The sequence below is a fragment of the Pseudomonas sp. BR20 genome (genome assembly GCF_050780135.1).
In the GTDB taxonomy this organism is placed as follows: Bacteria; Pseudomonadota; Gammaproteobacteria; order Pseudomonadales; family Pseudomonadaceae; genus Aquipseudomonas.
The window spans coordinates 1,370,616-1,384,978 of record NZ_CP172012.1; the positions used below are offsets into that span (position 1 = coordinate 1,370,616).

The following is a 14,363-nucleotide window of genomic DNA, read 5'->3' on the forward strand; positions in this document are numbered from 1 at the left end:
CTGTCACGCGAGGTGCGGAAAACGGCTCACGGTGGCTGAAAATAATTTACGCGCGTGCCTGGACGCTCACCCAATAGCGGGTAAAACGCCGCACTTTTACCGGCAGGCTGACTTCCAGCAGGTCGAGAATGCGTTCGCTGTCGTCCAGCGGGTAGCTGCCGGACAGCAGCAGGTTGGCGACTTGCGGGTCGCAATTGACCTGGCCCCGGCGATAGCGGCCCAGTTCGGCGAGGAAATCCTCCAGGCGCATATGCGCGGCCACCAGCATGCCGTCGGCCCAGGCGCCGCTGTTGGCGTCGGTAGGGCGCGGGGTGTCCCAGCCCTTGCGGGTGAAATTGACCTGGCGCGCCGCTTCGACCGTCAGGGGCAGGCCGCTGTAGCTGTTGGGCATCACGTCGACGTGGCCGTCGAAGACCGCCAGTTGAGTGTGGTCGTTGAACTGGCGCACATTCAGGCGCGCCGCCTGGCTGCTGAGCAGGCCCTGGCCGGTCAGCACCTGCAGCGGCGCGTTGCCGGCAATGCCGGTGAGCAGGATCTCGCCTTCGAGCAGGCGGATCAGCCGTTGCCGGCCGTCGAAATGCACATCCACGGCGCTGCCGGTATTGAGCTGCAACTGGCTGCCGTCGGCCAATTGCACCTTGCGCCGTTGCCCGACCGGGCTGCGGTAGTCGGCGCTCAGCGGCGGCAGGATATGTTGCTGGCGCAGGCTCCAGGCGGCGGCCGAACCGGCGCCGAGGATCAGCAACAACTTCAGCGCCTGGCGCCGGCTGCTGGACTTAGGTGCGTTCAACGCCGCGTGGGCCAGGGGCGAGGGCATGCCGCGCAGGCGTTGGTTGACACGCTGGATATGGTCCCAGGCGCGCTGGTGTTCGCTGTGGGCATTCAGCCATTGCTGCCAAGCCGCTTGCTGGCGTGGGGTGAGCGCGCCTTGCTGCATTTCCATCAGCCAATGCACGGCCTGTTCGGCAACCTGGGTCGAGACATTCATAGGGCGAAGTAGCAGCGCAGGGCGGCTTTATGCAGGTGGCGTTTGACGGTGGCGATGGAGATGCCCAGTTCGGCGCCGATCTGCGCATACGTCAGCCCGTCGAGTTGGGCCAGCAGGAACGCGCGTTTGACCAGGGTGGGCAAGCCATCAAGCAATTGGTCCAGCTCGACCAGGGTTTGCAGGATGATCGCGCGTTCTTCTTCCGATGGCGCTACCTGTTCAGGCATCTGCGCCAATGCGTCGAGGTAGGCGCGCTCCAGGTCCTGGCGGCGGTAGAAGTTGAACAGCACACGCTTGGCGACCGTGGTGAGGAAGGCGCGGGGCTCGATCAGCGTCGGCGCTTCCCGTGCGGTCAGGACCCGGATGAAGGTGTCCTGCGCCAGGTCCGCAGCGCTTTCCGGGCAGCCGAGCTTGCGTCGCAACCAGCCGGTGAGCCAGTGGTGATGGTCGTTGTAGAGCACTTCGACAGTGTTGGACGGCTGCAACGCGATCTCCCTTTTTTACAGGCCGGCAAACATCGGCATGCTTTAGAGAACAAGAATTGTTCGCATTGTAGGGGGCCGGAAACCGTTCGGCAATGCGTGAAGGCAGGTGTTTCATCCGTTCTGTTTTGCTTATGAGAATATTTATCATTAATATTGCGCGCTGATGAACCTGGCGCCTCCCGCATGAAAAGCAAAACCTCACTGCGCTCCTCCTACCGCCTCGCTGTCACATCGCGGGTGCTCGCCGCTGTGGTCGGCGGATACTTGATGGCGTCCCTGGCCAGCATCTGCCTGGCGCTGTGGATGCCGACCTCCCGCGCCGATGCGGTGATCACCGGGATGATGAGTTCGTTTGTGTTCTACCTGTTGGCGGTGCTGTGGTGCTTTGCCTGTCGTACGGCATGGCGCGCCTGGTGTGGCGTGATGCTGCCGAGTGCGGTGTTGGCGACCCTGGCGGGCGCGGGCTTGTGGATGGCACGCACATGAAAGAGGGCTTTCGCCAGGCCATGGCCTGGTTGCACACCTGGGCCGGGCTGATCTTTGGCTGGCTGCTGTTTGCGATTTTCCTGACGGGCACCCTGGCCTATTTCAAGGATGAGATCACTCACTGGATGCAACCCGAGGTACAGGCCCATCCCCTGGATGACGCGCGCAGTCTGAGTGTCGCCCAGGACTACCTGCAGAAAGTCGCACCCACGGCCGCACGCTGGTTCATCACCCTGCCGGATAGCCGCGACCCTGGCCTGTCAGTGATGTGGCAAGACAAAGTCGACCCCGGCAAACGCGGCAATTTCATGCAGAAAACCCTCGACCCCGTGAGCGGGCAAGCCGTAGAGGCCCGGGAAAGCATGGGCGGGGATTTCTTCTACCGCTTCCACTTCCAGCTGCAAATGCCGTATCCCTGGGGCCGCTGGCTGTCGACCATTGCTGCGATGGTGATGTTCGTGGCGTTGATCACCGGCATCATCACCCACAAGAAAATCTTCAAGGACTTCTTCACCTTCCGCCCCCGCAAGGGCCAGCGCTCCTGGCTCGACGGGCATAACGCGGTGGGTGTGCTGGTGCTGCCGTTTCACTTGATGATCACCTACAGCAGCCTGGTGATTTTCATGAGCATGGTGATGCCGGCGCCGATCATGGCCTCCTATGGCAACGACACCCGGGCCTTCTTCAATGACGTGTTCCCCGCCACCAACAACGCACCGGCGCTGGGCCAGCCAGGCCAATTGCTGTCATTGGTGCCGATGTACGAGCAGGCGAGGGCGCAGTGGGCGGGTGGACATGTCGGGCGGCTGGCGGTGAACAACCCGAGTGATGTAAACGCCTCGGTCAACGTGTTCCGTGCCGGCTCCGACCGCGTGGTGCATGATTTCGGCAGTACCGTGTCGTTCAACGGCAACACCGGCGAGCTGCTGCGGGTCAGTGGCGAACAATCGCTGCCGGCGGCGATCGGCGGCAGCTTCTATGGCCTGCACATGGGCCATTTCGCCGGCCCGGTGCTGCGCTGGTTGTACTTTATCTGCGGCCTGGCGGGCACGGCGATGATCGGTACGGGGCTGGTGATCTGGCTCGGCAAGCGTCAACTCAAGCATGCAAAATCCGCGGTGATGCCGTTTGAACTGCGGCTGGTGGAAGTGCTGAACATCGCCAGCATGTCCGGGTTGTTGATCGCCATTGCAGCGTTCTTCTGGGCCAACCGTTTATTGCCGGTGAGCTTCGCCGAGCGCTCCGATTGGGAAGTGCAGGCCTTCTTTATCGCCTGGGGCCTGAGCCTGTTGCATGCGATCCTGCGCCGGGGCCGCCAAGGTTGGGTTGAGCAATTGAGCTTCGCAGCACTGCTGTTTGTCGCAATCCCGTTGCTCAATGCCCTGACCACCTCGCAGCACCTGGGCACGTCACTGGCAACGGGCGACTGGGCCATGGCCGGCTTCGACCTGACCTGCCTGGCCAGCGGCGTGTTCCTCGCCTGGGCGGCCTGGAAGATGCAACACCGCAAGGCCCCGCAGCCCAAGGCCGAGCGGACGCGGGCGCTCCACTTCAAGCAGGAGGCGAACTGAATGCTCCTTGCGCTGCTGATGTGCTACGCCGGGTTCACCGCCTTATGCCTGTCCACCGACCGCCACCACGGCGAACTGCTGCACAGCAAGCCATCGCCTCGGCGGCGGCTTGCTTTGCGCGTCATCGGTTGGCTGCTGCTGACCGTCGCGATCTGGCCCGCAGTGGCTAGTGCCGGTTGGGGGCAGGGCCTGGTGGAGTGGTGCGCGGTGTTGATGCTCAGCGCCCTGTTGTTGGTGCTGTTGTTGCCGTATCGGCCAAGGCTGGCCTTGATCCTGGCAGGCGTCGGCCTGCTGGCCAGTCCCGTTGCGGCCTTCGCTGTTTTCTGAGCCCCTGCCATGATGACCAGCACGCCACCCGATTCCCAGGACAGCCCGCAGGCTGACGCGGCGGGTGGGCGCGCGCATTTTCTGCAAGTGTTCTTGTCCCAGCGTTCGCAGATGGAAGCGTTGGTGAGCCGACGTGTAGGGTGCCGCGCCACGGCGGCCGACCTGGTGCAGGACCTGTTCCTGCGTTTTTGGCGTCGGCCATTGGTGCAGGTCGAAGAACTCAGCACCTACCTGCTGCGTTGCGCCGGCAATATCGCCATCGACCATCTGCGCAGCGAAGGCGCGCGGGTACGCAGCAGTGAAGGCTGGCTGCCGGAGCAGCAGGATAACCAGGGTTCCGAACCCCAGGCGGCGCTCGAGGCGGGCAACGACCTGCGGCATGTCGAAGCCGCCTTGCGCAGCCTGCCGGAGCGCACCCGGCAGATCTTCCTGCTCAACCGCATTCACGGGCGCAAGTACGCGCAAATCGCCAAGGCCATGGGCCTGTCCCAAAGCGCCGTGGAAAAACATATGATGCGTGCCCTTGAAGCCTGCAAAGCCAGCCTTCGCGAACCATCGCCATCGCGCACGCCAGGGAAAGCACCGTGAATCTGACCCCCACGCCTGACCAGGAACAAGCCGCGCTGGCCTGGCTAAGCCTGTTGCACGACCAGCCCAGCAGTGGCGACCAGGCCACTTTCAGCCGCTGGCTGAGGGCTGATCCTGCGCACGTCGAAGCGTATGCCCAGGCCCAGGTGCTCTGGGAGTTGAGCGAAGTGGCGGCACGCCAACTGGCGGATGAGGACGCGCTGGCATTGCAGGGCTACCTCAATGCGATGAACACACCGAAGCGCTCACGGGTGGTGCGCTGGTCCGGCGCTTTGGCCGTGGCGGCGTGCCTGGTGTTGATGGTGTCCATGGGTGCCGGTTGGCAGCCTTCGCGTTGGATCGATGACTTCGGCGCCGATTACGTGAGCGCACCGGGAGAAGTGAAGACCGTCACCCTGGCCGATCAGTCCCAGGTCACGCTGGATGCGGACAGTGCAATTGCCGTGGACTTCAGCCACGGTGAGCGGCATATCCAATTGCGTCGCGGTGCAGGGTTTTTCAACGTCACCCACACCGGCGAGTCCTTTGTGGTCGAGGCGGGCAGCGGCGAAGCGCGGGTGCTGGGGACGCAGTTCGAAGTGCGCCTGCAACCGGCAGGGGCCGAGGTGACGGTGTTGTCGGGGCGGGTCGGCGTGACCGCGTCGAAACAGGGCCAGCAGCACATTCTGACGGCGGGCCAGCAAATGGCCTACGCCGATGGCAGCGCCGATCCCCTGCACGCGGTCGACAGCGAATCCCGCCTGGCCTGGCGGGATGGCTGGCTCAACTACTACAAGGCGCCGCTGGCGGAGGTGGTCAAGGACCTGGGGCGTTACTACCCTGGCCGCATCCTGCTGCTCAACGAAGCGATGGGTGCCAGGCGCGTCAGCGGCAGCTTCCCGAGCAAGGACCCCCAGGCGGTACTCAACGCCTTGCAAGCGGTGTTGGGGTTCGAGCAGCACAATTTGTTGGGGCGGGTGATCGTGGTGCGCTGATTACTTCAGCGCGGCCATGATCGCGTCAGGGTTGTATTCGCGAATCAACGTCCCATTCACATCCACAAACGGAATCCCGCCACCCCCCAGCGCCTCATACGCCTTGCGCGCCTGGGCGTCCTTCTCGATATCGAAGGCCTGGTACGGAATGCCCTTCTGGTCGAGGAAGCGGCGGATCTGCTTGCAGTAGCCACACCACTCGGTGGCGTAGAGCACTACCCGCGCCGAGGCTCGCGTCTGCTCCGGCACCACCTGGGAGGGGTTGAACAGCCGCTCGATCTTGCCCCAGTTCTGGATAACCACCACCACCAGCAACACCAGCAGGACTTTCTTGAGGACCCCGCCGAGCATCAGTTACGGCGCTTGAGCTGGTCGGTCAGTTGGGTCGGCAGGCCCTTGATGATCAGGGTACCGGCGGCTTCGTCGTACTCGATCTTGTCGCCCAGCAGGTGTGCTTCAAAGCTGATGGACAGGCCTTCGGCGCGGCCGGTGAAGCGGCGGAACTGGTTGAGAGTGCGTTTATCGGCCGGGATTTCCGGCGACAGGCCGTAGTCCTTGTTGCGGATATGGTCGTAGAACGCCTTAGGCCGATCTTCATCGATCAACCCCGACAATTCTTCAAGGCCCATGGGTTCGCCGAGCTTGGCCTGGCTGCTGGCGTAATCGACCAGGGTCTTGGTTTTTTCGCGGGCGGATTCGTCCGGCAAATCTTCGCTTTCGACGAAGTCGCTGAAGGCCTTGAGCAGGGTGCGCGTCTCGCCGGGGCCGTCGACGCCTTCCTGGCAGCCGATGAAGTCGCGGAAGTACTCCGAGACCTTCTTGCCGTTCTTGCCTTTGATAAACGAGATGTACTGCTTGGACTGCTTGTTGTTCTGCCACTCGGACACGTTGATACGCGCCGCCAGGTGCAGTTGGCCCAGGTCCAGGTGACGGGACGGGGTCACGTCCAGCTCATCGGTCACCGCCACGCCTTCGCTGTGGTGCAGCAGGGCGATGGCCAGGTAGTCGGTCATGCCTTGCTGGTAGTGGGCAAACAGCACGTGGCCGCCGGTGGAGAGGTTGGACTCTTCCATCAGCTTCTGCAGGTGCTCGACGGCGGTGCGGCTGAACGTGGTGAAATCCTGGCCACCCTCGAAATAGTCCTTCAACCAGCCGCTGAACGGGTGCGCGCCGGACTCGGCATGGAAGAAACCCCAGGCCTTGCCTTGTTTGGCGTTGTAGCTCTCGTTGAGGTCGGCAAGCATGTTCTCGATGGCGGCCGACTCGGCAAGCTCGGAGTCGCGGGCGTGGAGAACTGCGGGTGTGCCGTCGGGTTTTTTGTCGATCAGGTGGACGATGCAATGACGGATCGGCATGGGCTTCTCGGCTGGTTGAAGGGGAGCGGTTGGCCTCCCCGAAAAGTCGCCCAGTGTACCGCACCCATTGGCCAAGACGTGCTTCGAAGGTGTTTTGGGTGCCTTCCGACGGGGCATATGCCTTTTTTTCACGGTTTAGAGCGATAAAGCTGACCAAATGGGTAGGTAGAGGCGGATATTTCCCCGTCTCTGTGCTAGTTTTGCCCCGTCTTACGCCAAGTCTCGGCGATAAGCGTGCATTCAGCATCTGTCAGGTCGAACCAATCCCCGTTTCAAGCATCTATAACCCCGATCTCCGTGGTTATAGCCGGGGGTGCCAGGCCATGACGGTCGGGCTCGACGGCTGACACTGCACTCTGCAATCCATATGAATTTGATAGGGAAGGAACACCACAATGGCTATTACTAAAGACCAACTGATCGCTGACCTGGCTGAAGCAGTAGACGCACCGAAAACCACCGTGCGCGCTCTGCTGGACCAACTGAGCCAAGTTGTTGCTGATCAGCTGGAAAACGGCGGCGAAATCACTCTGCCAGGCGTTGGCAAACTGAAAGTGACTGAGCGTCCTGCCCGTACTGGCCGTAACCCTTCGACTGGCGCTGCCATCGAAATCGCTGCCAAGAAAGTTATCAAGCTGGTTGTGGCCAAAGGCCTGACCGACGCTGTTAACAAGTAAGACGCAGCAAAAAAAACCGTGCTCCGGAGCGATCCGGGCACGGTTTTTTGTTGCCTGCGATTTGTCTCTATCGCACCCAGCGCTGGCGCCAGATCTGCTGCTCGTTCTTGGTCTGGAAGGTCCAGGCCACGAAACGGCTCTGCTTCTGGCCCTGGGACATTTCCACCACCTGGCTTTCCAGCACGCCGGCTTTTTTCAGGGCGGTCTCGATCGCGGGCAGGTTTGACGCTTTTGATACCAGGGTGCTGAACCACAGCACCTTGTGGGCAAAGTGCGCGCTCTCGGCGATCAACTGCGTCACGAAGCGCGCTTCACCGCCTTCACACCACAACTCGGCCGATTGACCACCGAAGTTCAGCACCGGCAATTTGCGCTTGGGATCGGCCCTGCCCAGGGCGCGCCACTTGCGCTCGCTGCCTTTGGTGGCTTCGTCCATGGACGCATGGAAAGGCGGGTTGCACATGGTCAGGTCAAAGCGCTCACCCGGCTCCAGCAGGCCCAGCAGGATGTGCTTGGGATTTTCCTGCTGGCGCAACTGGATGACCTTGCTCAGGTCGTTGGATTGCACGATGGCCTTGGCGGCGGCCACGGCGATAGGATCGACCTCCGAGCCGAGGAAGTTCCAGCGGTACTCCATATAGCCAATCAGCGGGTAGACGCAGTTGGCGCCCATGCCGATGTCCAGCACCTTGACGATTGAACCGCGCGGGATCTTGCCTTCGTTGACGCTGGCCAGCAGGTCGGCGAGGAAGTGCACATAGTCGGCACGTCCCGGTACCGGCGGGCACAGGTAATCCTGCGGGATATCCCAATGCTGGATGCCATAGAACGCCTTGAGCAGCGCCCGGTTGAACACCCGCACCGCGTCCGGGCTGGCGAAGTCGATGCTCTCTTTGCCATAGGGGTTGATGATCACGAATTGCGCCAGTTCCGGCGTGGTCTTGATCAGCGCCTGGAAGTCATAACGGCCTGTGTGGCGGTTGCGTGGGTGCAGGGTAGCCTCTTTGCGCGGCGCGACGGGTTTGGCCGTGGCTGCGGTTTTAGGCTTCTTGCGTGGAGGTTTGGGCGTAGTGGGGGCGGTCATGATGATTCTGGTGTTGGCTCAAAGTGGCGGCCATTGTCACACATTCTTGAGGTGCCCTCGGTCAAATGTGGGAGGGGGCTTGCTCCCGATAGCGGTGTGGCAGTCAAAAATGCTGGGACTGATACACCGCTATCGGGAGCAAGCCCCCTCCCACATTGGCCGCAAGCACAAAAAAAGAGACCCGAAGGTCTCTTTTTTCACACGGATTGCCCCTTACAGGCTGGAAATCCGCGCATGTTGCTCGGCCAGTTTGCCCAGGGCCTGTTCGGCCTCGGCCAGCTTGGCGCGTTCTTTGTCGATCACTTCAGCCGGTGCCTTGTCGACGAATGCCGCGTTGGACAGCTTGCCGCCCACCCGCGCCACTTCACCTTGCAGGCGCAGGATTTCCTTGTCGAGACGGGCCAGTTCCGCGCCCTTGTCGATCAAGCCGGCCATCGGCACCAGCACTTCCATGTCGCCGACCAATGCGGTTGCCGACAGTGGTGCTTCGGCGCCATCAGCCAATACGGTGATCGATTCCAGCTTCGCCAGCTTCTTGAGCAGCGCATCGTTCTCGGTGAGACGACGCTGGTCTTCGGCGCTGGCGTTCTTCACGAACACCGCCAGAGGCTTGCCCGGCCCGATGTTCATCTCGGCGCGGATGTTGCGCGTGCCGAGCATCAGGGTCTTGAGCCATTCGATATCGCTTTCAGCGGCTTCATCGATGCGTGCTTCATTGGCCACCGGCCAAGGCTGCAGCATGATGGTCTTGCCTTCGATACCGGCCAGCGGCGCCAGGCGCTGCCAGATTTCTTCGGTGATGAACGGCATGAACGGATGCGCCAGGCGCAATGCCACTTCGAGCACACGCACCAGGGTGCGACGGGTACCGCGCTGGCGTTCGATCGGCGCGTTTTCGTCCCACAGCACGGGCTTGGACAGTTCCAGGTACCAGTCGCAATACTGGTTCCAGATGAACTCGTACAAGGCTTGTGCGGCCAGGTCGAAACGGAACTGGTCGAGTTGGCGGGTCACTTCGGCTTCGGTGCGCTGCAGCTGCGAGATGATCCAGCGATCGGCCAGGCTCAGTTCAACGGCTTCGCCGTTCTGGCCGCAGTCTTCGCCTTTATCCAGTACGTAGCGCGCGGCGTTCCAGATCTTGTTGCAGAAGTTGCGATAGCCTTCGACGCGGCCCATGTCGAACTTGATGTCGCGACCGGTGGACGCCAGCGAGCAGAAGGTGAAGCGCAGCGCGTCGGTGCCATAGCTGGCAATGCCGTCGGCGAATTCATCGCGGGTCTGCTTCTCGATCTTCTTCGCCAGTTTCGGCTGCATCAGGCCCGAGGTGCGTTTCTGCACCAGGGTTTCCAGGTCGATGCCGTCGATGATGTCCAGCGGGTCCAGGACGTTGCCCTTGGACTTGGACATCTTCTGGCCTTGGCCATCACGCACCAGGCCATGCACGTACACGGTCTTGAACGGTACCTGCGGGGTGCCGTCTTCATTCTTCACCAAGTGCATGGTGAGCATGATCATCCGGGCAACCCAGAAGAAAATGATGTCGAAGCCGGTGACCAGCACGTCGGTGGAGTGGAATTTTTTCAGGAACTCGGTCTGTTGCGGCCAACCCAGGGTGGAGAACGTCCACAGGCCCGAGCTGAACCAGGTGTCGAGTACGTCGTTGTCCTGCTGCAGCGCGACGTCCGGACCCAGATTGTTCTTGGCGCGTACTTCGGCTTCGTCGCGGCCGACATAGACCTTGCCCGACTCGTCGTACCAGGCCGGAATGCGATGGCCCCACCACAGCTGACGGCTGATGCACCAATCCTGGATGTCACGCATCCACGAGAAGTACATGTTTTCGTACTGTTTAGGCACGAACTGGATACGGCCGTCTTCCACCGCCGCGATTGCCGGCTCGGCCAGCGGCTTGGTGGACACGTACCATTGGTCGGTCAGCCACGGCTCGATGATGGTGCCGGAACGGTCGCCCTTCGGCACTTTCAGGCCGTGGTCGTCAACGCTGACCAGCAGGCCGGCGGCGTCGAAGGCAGCAACGATCTGCTTACGCGCTTCGAAACGGTCAAGGCCGGCGTATTCGGCCGGGATCTTGCCGTCGATGCTGTCGTTCAGCGTACCGTCCAGGTTGAACACCTGGCAGGCCGGCAATACGGCGGCGTTCTTGTCGAAGATGTTGAGCAGCGGCAGGTTGTGGCGCTTGCCGACTTCGTAGTCGTTGAAATCGTGGGCCGGGGTGATTTTCACGCAGCCGGTGCCGAATTCAGGGTCGCAGTAGTCGTCCGCAATGATCGGGATGCGGCGGCCTACCAACGGCAGCTCGACGAACTTGCCGATCAGTGCCTGGTAGCGCTCGTCGTTCGGGTTAACCGCTACGGCGGCGTCGCCGAGCATGGTTTCCGGACGGGTGGTCGCGACGATCAGGTAGTCGTTGCCTTCAGCGGTCTTGGCGCCGTCGGCCAGCGGGTACTTGAGGTTCCACAGGAAACCTTTCTCGTCGTGGTTTTCCACTTCAAGGTCGGAAATCGCCGTGTGCAACTTGGTGTCCCAGTTGACCAGGCGCTTGCCGCGGTAGATCAGGCCGTCTTCATGCAGGCGCACGAAGGCTTCTTTCACCGACTCCGACAGGCCGTCGTCCATGGTGAAGCGCTCGCGGCTCCAATCGACGGAGGAACCGAGGCGACGGATCTGACGGCTGATGTTGCCGCCGGACTGGTCTTTCCATTCCCAGATCTTTTCCAGGAATTTCTCGCGACCCAGGTCGTGACGGTTCTGGCCGGTGGCTTCGAGTTGGCGCTCCACCAGCATCTGGGTGGCGATACCGGCGTGGTCGGTACCCGGTTGCCACAGGGTGTTGCGGCCCTGCATGCGGCGGAAGCGAATCAGGGCATCCATGATCGCGTTGTTGAAGCCATGGCCCATGTGCAGGCTGCCAGTGACGTTCGGTGGCGGAATCATGATGGTGTAGGACTCGCCCGCGCCTTGCGGAGCGAAATAGTTCTCGGACTCCCAGGTGTTGTACCAGGAAGTTTCAATAGCGTGCGGCTGGTAGGTCTTATCCATGCGCGGCGGGACCCTAGTTGGCATTTATTCAGGAAAGCCGGCAAGTATAACGGGGGATAGGGCGCAGGGCGAGGCGAAGGCGGGCTTAAGGTGCAGGCAATCAAATGAGGGAGGGGCAAGCCCCCTCCCACAGGGGATCTGATGGACGGTTTAAGACTGGTACTGGCTGAGCAGCCGCTCCATCCGCGCATCCATCCGGCGCTTGATCTCGGTTTCGATATGGGGGGCAAAGTCGTCGATCACGTCTTGCATGATCAATTGCGCAGCGGCACGCAGTTCGTTGTCCAGGTGCAGCAGCAGGGCGTCGGGGCCCTTTTCAGCGGGCGCAGGGGCAGTGTCCACGACGACGGGGGCTTCGACGACCGGCTCCGGTGCAGCCTGCTTGCTACCGACCATGTCGAACAACAGCGGAATCTGTACCTCGCCATCGGCCTGTTCGGTCAGCAGTGGCGGTTGCAAGCCATCATCACCCAGCAACTGACGGATCGACTCGAGGTCGTCCAGCAGGTGGTCATCTTTTTTTGTCGGGTTGGGAGTGTCCATCATGTACTCAAAGTCGTTGTAGCCGGTGATCTTGCAAAGGATAGCCCTGTTCGCGGTAGAAACGGAAACTCTCCCGCGCGGCCTGACGAATAGCCGGATCCTCCACCACCACTTCCGCCACACGGGCGAAGGCCTTGGCAAACGGCGGTACTTTCAGGTCGAGGTTGACCAGCAGGTCATGGTGGTCGCCGCAACTGTCGCCCAAACCCAGGACAACCTGGCCTTCGGGTTCGGATTCTGCGGGGCCGTGGGGCACGAAGCTTTCGCCCTTGAAGCGCCACAGGCGGGCGTCGAGCTCGTCGCGTTGGGCGGCATCGCTGCAATGCAGGTAGATGCGGTGGCCCATGCGCCAGGCTTTTTCGGTGAGTTTGCAGGCAAAGTCCAGGCGCGCGAGTGGATCGGCGCTGGGCAATATATAGAAGTCGACTTGGGTCATTGCGGTTCCTGAGGCCGGGGCGGCGAGATCACCACCCCGGCATCTTCAGTGTCAGGCTTTGGCGCGGTCCAGCAGGTATTGGGTCAGCAGTGGCACCGGACGGCCGGTGGCGCCTTTGTCCTTGCCGCCGCTGGTCCAGGCAGTGCCGGCGATGTCCAGGTGCGCCCAGTTGAAGTTCTTGGCAAAGCGCGACAGGAAGCACGCAGCGGTGATGGTGCCGGCTTTCGGGCCTCCGATGTTGGCGATGTCGGCGAACGGGCTGTCCAGCTGTTCCTGGTACTCATCGAACAGCGGCAGTTGCCAGGCGCGGTCGTCGGCGGCCTTGCCGGCGCTGAGCAACTGCTCGATCAGCTCGTCGTTGTTGCCCAGCAGGCCCGAGGTGTGGGAACCCAGGGCTACGATGCAGGCGCCGGTCAGGGTGGCGATGTCGATCACGGCTTGCGGCTTGAAGCGCTCGGCGTAGGTCAGGGCATCGCACAGCACCAGGCGGCCTTCGGCGTCGGTGTTGAGGATTTCCACGGTCTGGCCACTGAGGGTGGTGACGATGTCGCCCGGACGGGCAGCGCCGCCGCTCGGCATGTTCTCGGCGCAGGCCAGGATGCACACCAGGTTGATCGGCAGCTTCAGCTCCAGCACGGCACGCAGGGTACCGAACACGCTGGCGGCGCCGCCCATGTCGTACTTCATCTCGTCCATGCCCAGGCCCGGCTTGAGGCTGATGCCGCCGGTGTCGAAGGTGATGCCTTTACCGACGAGGGCGTAAGGTTTCTCGGACTTCTTGCCGCCGTTGTATTGCATCACGATCAGGCGTGGCGGCTGGTCGCTGCCCTGGCCCACGGCATAGAACGAGCCCATGCCCAGTTCCTTGATCTTCTTCTCGTCCAGCACTTCGACTTTCAGGCCCTTGAACTCTTTACCCAATGCCTTGGCTTGTTCGCCCAGGTAGGTTGGGTGGCAAATGTTCGGCGGCAGGTTGCCCAAATCGCGGGTGAACGACATGCCATTGGCGATGGCCTGGGCGTGGGTCACGGCGCGCTCGACTTCAGCCTGGGCGGCCTTGATGGTCAGCAGGGTGATTTTCTTCAGGGCGCGGGGTTCGGCTTTCTGGCTCTTGAACTGGTCGAAGAGGTAGCCGCCGTCCACCAGGGTTTCGGCCAGCAGGCGAGTCTTGCCGTAGCTGTCACGGCCTTTTACAACGATTTCATCGAGTGCCAGCGCTGCATCGCTGCCGCCCAGGCCCTTGAGGGTGTTGAGGATACCGCTGATGATCTTGCGGAACGGGCGGTCGCCCAGTTCAGCGTCCTTGCCCACGCCCACCAGCAATACGCGTTCGGCTTTCAGGTTAGGCAGGCTTTGCAGCAGCAGGCTCTGGCCGACTTTACCGGCCAGGTCGCCGCGTTTGAGGACCGCGCTGATGGCGCCGCCGCTGAGTTCGTCGAGTTGCTTGGCGGCCACGCCGAGCTTGCGGCCTTCGCCGATGGCGACCACGAGGGTGGCGGTTTTCAACGTTTCGGGGCTAACGCTTTTTACAACCAATTCCATTTTCGGGTCCCTTATAAAGGTCTGAGAGCCTCGCGTCTGTACGCAGGCTTTAAAGCTTGGCAGCCGTGTAAACCGCCAGCGACAAAGGCCGCAGTTTGAACCTCGCCGACGGAGCCTGACAACCCTTGGCGCACGCTTTGTAGGTGCGCGTGAGGTTGCGCAGTGACAGGCGCGGTCAATCACAGGATAATGCGCCATCTTTTTAGCCGGCCCGGTGTAAACGGGCTGACTCGGTATGCTTGCTTGT

General features: G+C 62.0%; 15 protein-coding genes. 6 read left to right on the forward strand and 9 right to left on the reverse strand.

The window, feature by feature from the left end:
* Nucleotides 1-46: 46 nt before the first annotated feature.
* Complete coding sequence (locus tag ACHPFG_RS06150) at nucleotides 47-988, reverse strand: FecR domain-containing protein (RefSeq protein ID WP_431701844.1); 942 nt, start codon at nucleotides 986-988, stop codon at nucleotides 47-49.
* A complete protein-coding gene (locus ACHPFG_RS06155; RefSeq protein ID WP_431701845.1) occupies nucleotides 985-1,473 on the reverse strand; it encodes a sigma-70 family RNA polymerase sigma factor in 489 nt (162 codons plus the stop codon). The genes ACHPFG_RS06150 and ACHPFG_RS06155 overlap by 4 nt, the downstream gene beginning before the upstream one ends.
* A gap of 183 nt (nucleotides 1,474-1,656) precedes the next feature.
* Between ACHPFG_RS06155 and ACHPFG_RS06160 the strand changes: the two genes are divergently transcribed.
* The 5 genes from ACHPFG_RS06160 to ACHPFG_RS06180 are packed head-to-tail and all read left to right on the forward strand — an operon-like array spanning nucleotide 1,657 to nucleotide 5,419.
* Nucleotides 1,657-1,959 (forward strand): DUF3649 domain-containing protein, encoded by a 303-nt coding sequence (locus ACHPFG_RS06160; protein ID WP_431701846.1) that lies wholly within the window; start codon nucleotides 1,657-1,659, stop codon nucleotides 1,957-1,959.
* Nucleotides 1,956-3,530, forward strand: coding sequence for a PepSY-associated TM helix domain-containing protein (locus ACHPFG_RS06165; protein WP_431701847.1), 1,575 nt, complete (start codon nucleotides 1,956-1,958; stop codon nucleotides 3,528-3,530). The genes ACHPFG_RS06160 and ACHPFG_RS06165 overlap by 4 nt, the downstream gene beginning before the upstream one ends.
* Nucleotides 3,531-3,857: a DUF3325 domain-containing protein gene (locus ACHPFG_RS06170; RefSeq protein WP_131698307.1), complete on the forward strand. Its 327-nt coding sequence runs from the start codon at nucleotides 3,531-3,533 to the stop codon at nucleotides 3,855-3,857.
* Nucleotides 3,858-3,869: 12 nt separating this feature from the next.
* The gene (locus ACHPFG_RS06175) at nucleotides 3,870-4,445 is read left to right on the forward strand and encodes an RNA polymerase sigma factor (RefSeq protein WP_431703445.1); all 576 of its coding nucleotides are present in this window, start codon (nucleotides 3,870-3,872) and stop codon (nucleotides 4,443-4,445) included.
* Nucleotides 4,442-5,419, forward strand: coding sequence for a FecR family protein (locus ACHPFG_RS06180; protein WP_431701848.1), 978 nt, complete (start codon nucleotides 4,442-4,444; stop codon nucleotides 5,417-5,419). The genes ACHPFG_RS06175 and ACHPFG_RS06180 overlap by 4 nt, the downstream gene beginning before the upstream one ends.
* Here ACHPFG_RS06180 and ACHPFG_RS06185 read toward each other — a convergent pair whose 3' ends face one another.
* Both ACHPFG_RS06185 and yejK read right to left on the reverse strand, forming a co-directional pair.
* The gene (locus ACHPFG_RS06185; protein ID WP_431701849.1) at nucleotides 5,420-5,770 is read right to left on the reverse strand and encodes a glutaredoxin family protein; all 351 of its coding nucleotides are present in this window, start codon (nucleotides 5,768-5,770) and stop codon (nucleotides 5,420-5,422) included.
* On the reverse strand, nucleotides 5,770-6,774 hold the full coding sequence (yejK, locus tag ACHPFG_RS06190; RefSeq protein WP_131698303.1) for a nucleoid-associated protein YejK: 1,005 nt from the start codon (nucleotides 6,772-6,774) through the stop codon (nucleotides 5,770-5,772). Before yejK ends, ACHPFG_RS06185 begins: the two co-directional genes overlap by 1 nt.
* Nucleotides 6,775-7,169: 395 nt before the next feature.
* On the opposite strand from yejK, the gene ACHPFG_RS06195 reads away from it, so the two are divergent.
* A complete protein-coding gene (locus tag ACHPFG_RS06195) occupies nucleotides 7,170-7,451 on the forward strand; it encodes an HU family DNA-binding protein (RefSeq protein ID WP_003188840.1) in 282 nt (93 codons plus the stop codon).
* A gap of 67 nt (nucleotides 7,452-7,518) precedes the next feature.
* On the opposite strand, the gene rlmF is transcribed toward ACHPFG_RS06195, so the two are convergent.
* The 5 genes from rlmF to ACHPFG_RS06220 form a co-directional block, all read right to left on the reverse strand.
* Nucleotides 7,519-8,535, reverse strand: a complete 1,017-nt coding sequence (gene rlmF, locus ACHPFG_RS06200) for a 23S rRNA (adenine(1618)-N(6))-methyltransferase RlmF (protein WP_431701850.1) — start codon at nucleotides 8,533-8,535, stop codon at nucleotides 7,519-7,521.
* Nucleotides 8,536-8,748: 213 nt separating this feature from the next.
* Entirely contained in the window at nucleotides 8,749-11,595 is a 2,847-nt protein-coding gene (locus ACHPFG_RS06205; protein ID WP_131698301.1) for a valine--tRNA ligase, read from the reverse strand.
* Nucleotides 11,596-11,745: 150 nt separating this feature from the next.
* Nucleotides 11,746-12,141 carry a DNA polymerase III subunit chi gene (locus ACHPFG_RS06210; RefSeq protein ID WP_082340980.1) on the reverse strand — a complete coding sequence of 132 codons (396 nt, stop codon included), beginning with the start codon at nucleotides 12,139-12,141 and terminating at the stop codon, nucleotides 11,746-11,748.
* A gap of 4 nt (nucleotides 12,142-12,145) precedes the next feature.
* On the reverse strand, nucleotides 12,146-12,574 hold the full coding sequence (locus tag ACHPFG_RS06215; protein WP_431701851.1) for a DNA polymerase III subunit chi: 429 nt from the start codon (nucleotides 12,572-12,574) through the stop codon (nucleotides 12,146-12,148).
* Nucleotides 12,575-12,625: 51 nt separating this feature from the next.
* Nucleotides 12,626-14,116: a leucyl aminopeptidase gene (locus tag ACHPFG_RS06220; protein ID WP_131698298.1), complete on the reverse strand. Its 1,491-nt coding sequence runs from the start codon at nucleotides 14,114-14,116 to the stop codon at nucleotides 12,626-12,628.
* Nucleotides 14,117-14,363 lie beyond the last annotated feature (247 nt).

Coding starts and splice junctions, on each gene's coding strand:
- ACHPFG_RS06150 (WP_431701844.1), bottom strand. CDS start 988: ATGAATGTCTCGACCCAGGTTGCCGAACAGGCCGTGCATTGGCTGATG.
- ACHPFG_RS06160 (WP_431701846.1), top strand. CDS start 1,657: ATGAAAAGCAAAACCTCACTGCGCTCCTCCTACCGCCTCGCTGTCACA.
- ACHPFG_RS06165 (WP_431701847.1), top strand. CDS start 1,956: ATGAAAGAGGGCTTTCGCCAGGCCATGGCCTGGTTGCACACCTGGGCC.
- ACHPFG_RS06170 (WP_131698307.1), top strand. CDS start 3,531: ATGCTCCTTGCGCTGCTGATGTGCTACGCCGGGTTCACCGCCTTATGC.
- ACHPFG_RS06175 (WP_431703445.1), top strand. CDS start 3,870: ATGACCAGCACGCCACCCGATTCCCAGGACAGCCCGCAGGCTGACGCG.
- ACHPFG_RS06185 (WP_431701849.1), bottom strand. CDS start 5,770: ATGCTCGGCGGGGTCCTCAAGAAAGTCCTGCTGGTGTTGCTGGTGGTG.
- yejK (WP_131698303.1), bottom strand. CDS start 6,774: ATGCCGATCCGTCATTGCATCGTCCACCTGATCGACAAAAAACCCGAC.
- ACHPFG_RS06195 (WP_003188840.1), top strand. CDS start 7,170: ATGGCTATTACTAAAGACCAACTGATCGCTGACCTGGCTGAAGCAGTA.
- rlmF (WP_431701850.1), bottom strand. CDS start 8,535: ATGACCGCCCCCACTACGCCCAAACCTCCACGCAAGAAGCCTAAAACC.
- ACHPFG_RS06205 (WP_131698301.1), bottom strand. CDS start 11,595: ATGGATAAGACCTACCAGCCGCACGCTATTGAAACTTCCTGGTACAAC.
- ACHPFG_RS06210 (WP_082340980.1), bottom strand. CDS start 12,141: ATGATGGACACTCCCAACCCGACAAAAAAAGATGACCACCTGCTGGAC.
- ACHPFG_RS06215 (WP_431701851.1), bottom strand. CDS start 12,574: ATGACCCAAGTCGACTTCTATATATTGCCCAGCGCCGATCCACTCGCG.
- ACHPFG_RS06220 (WP_131698298.1), bottom strand. CDS start 14,116: ATGGAATTGGTTGTAAAAAGCGTTAGCCCCGAAACGTTGAAAACCGCC.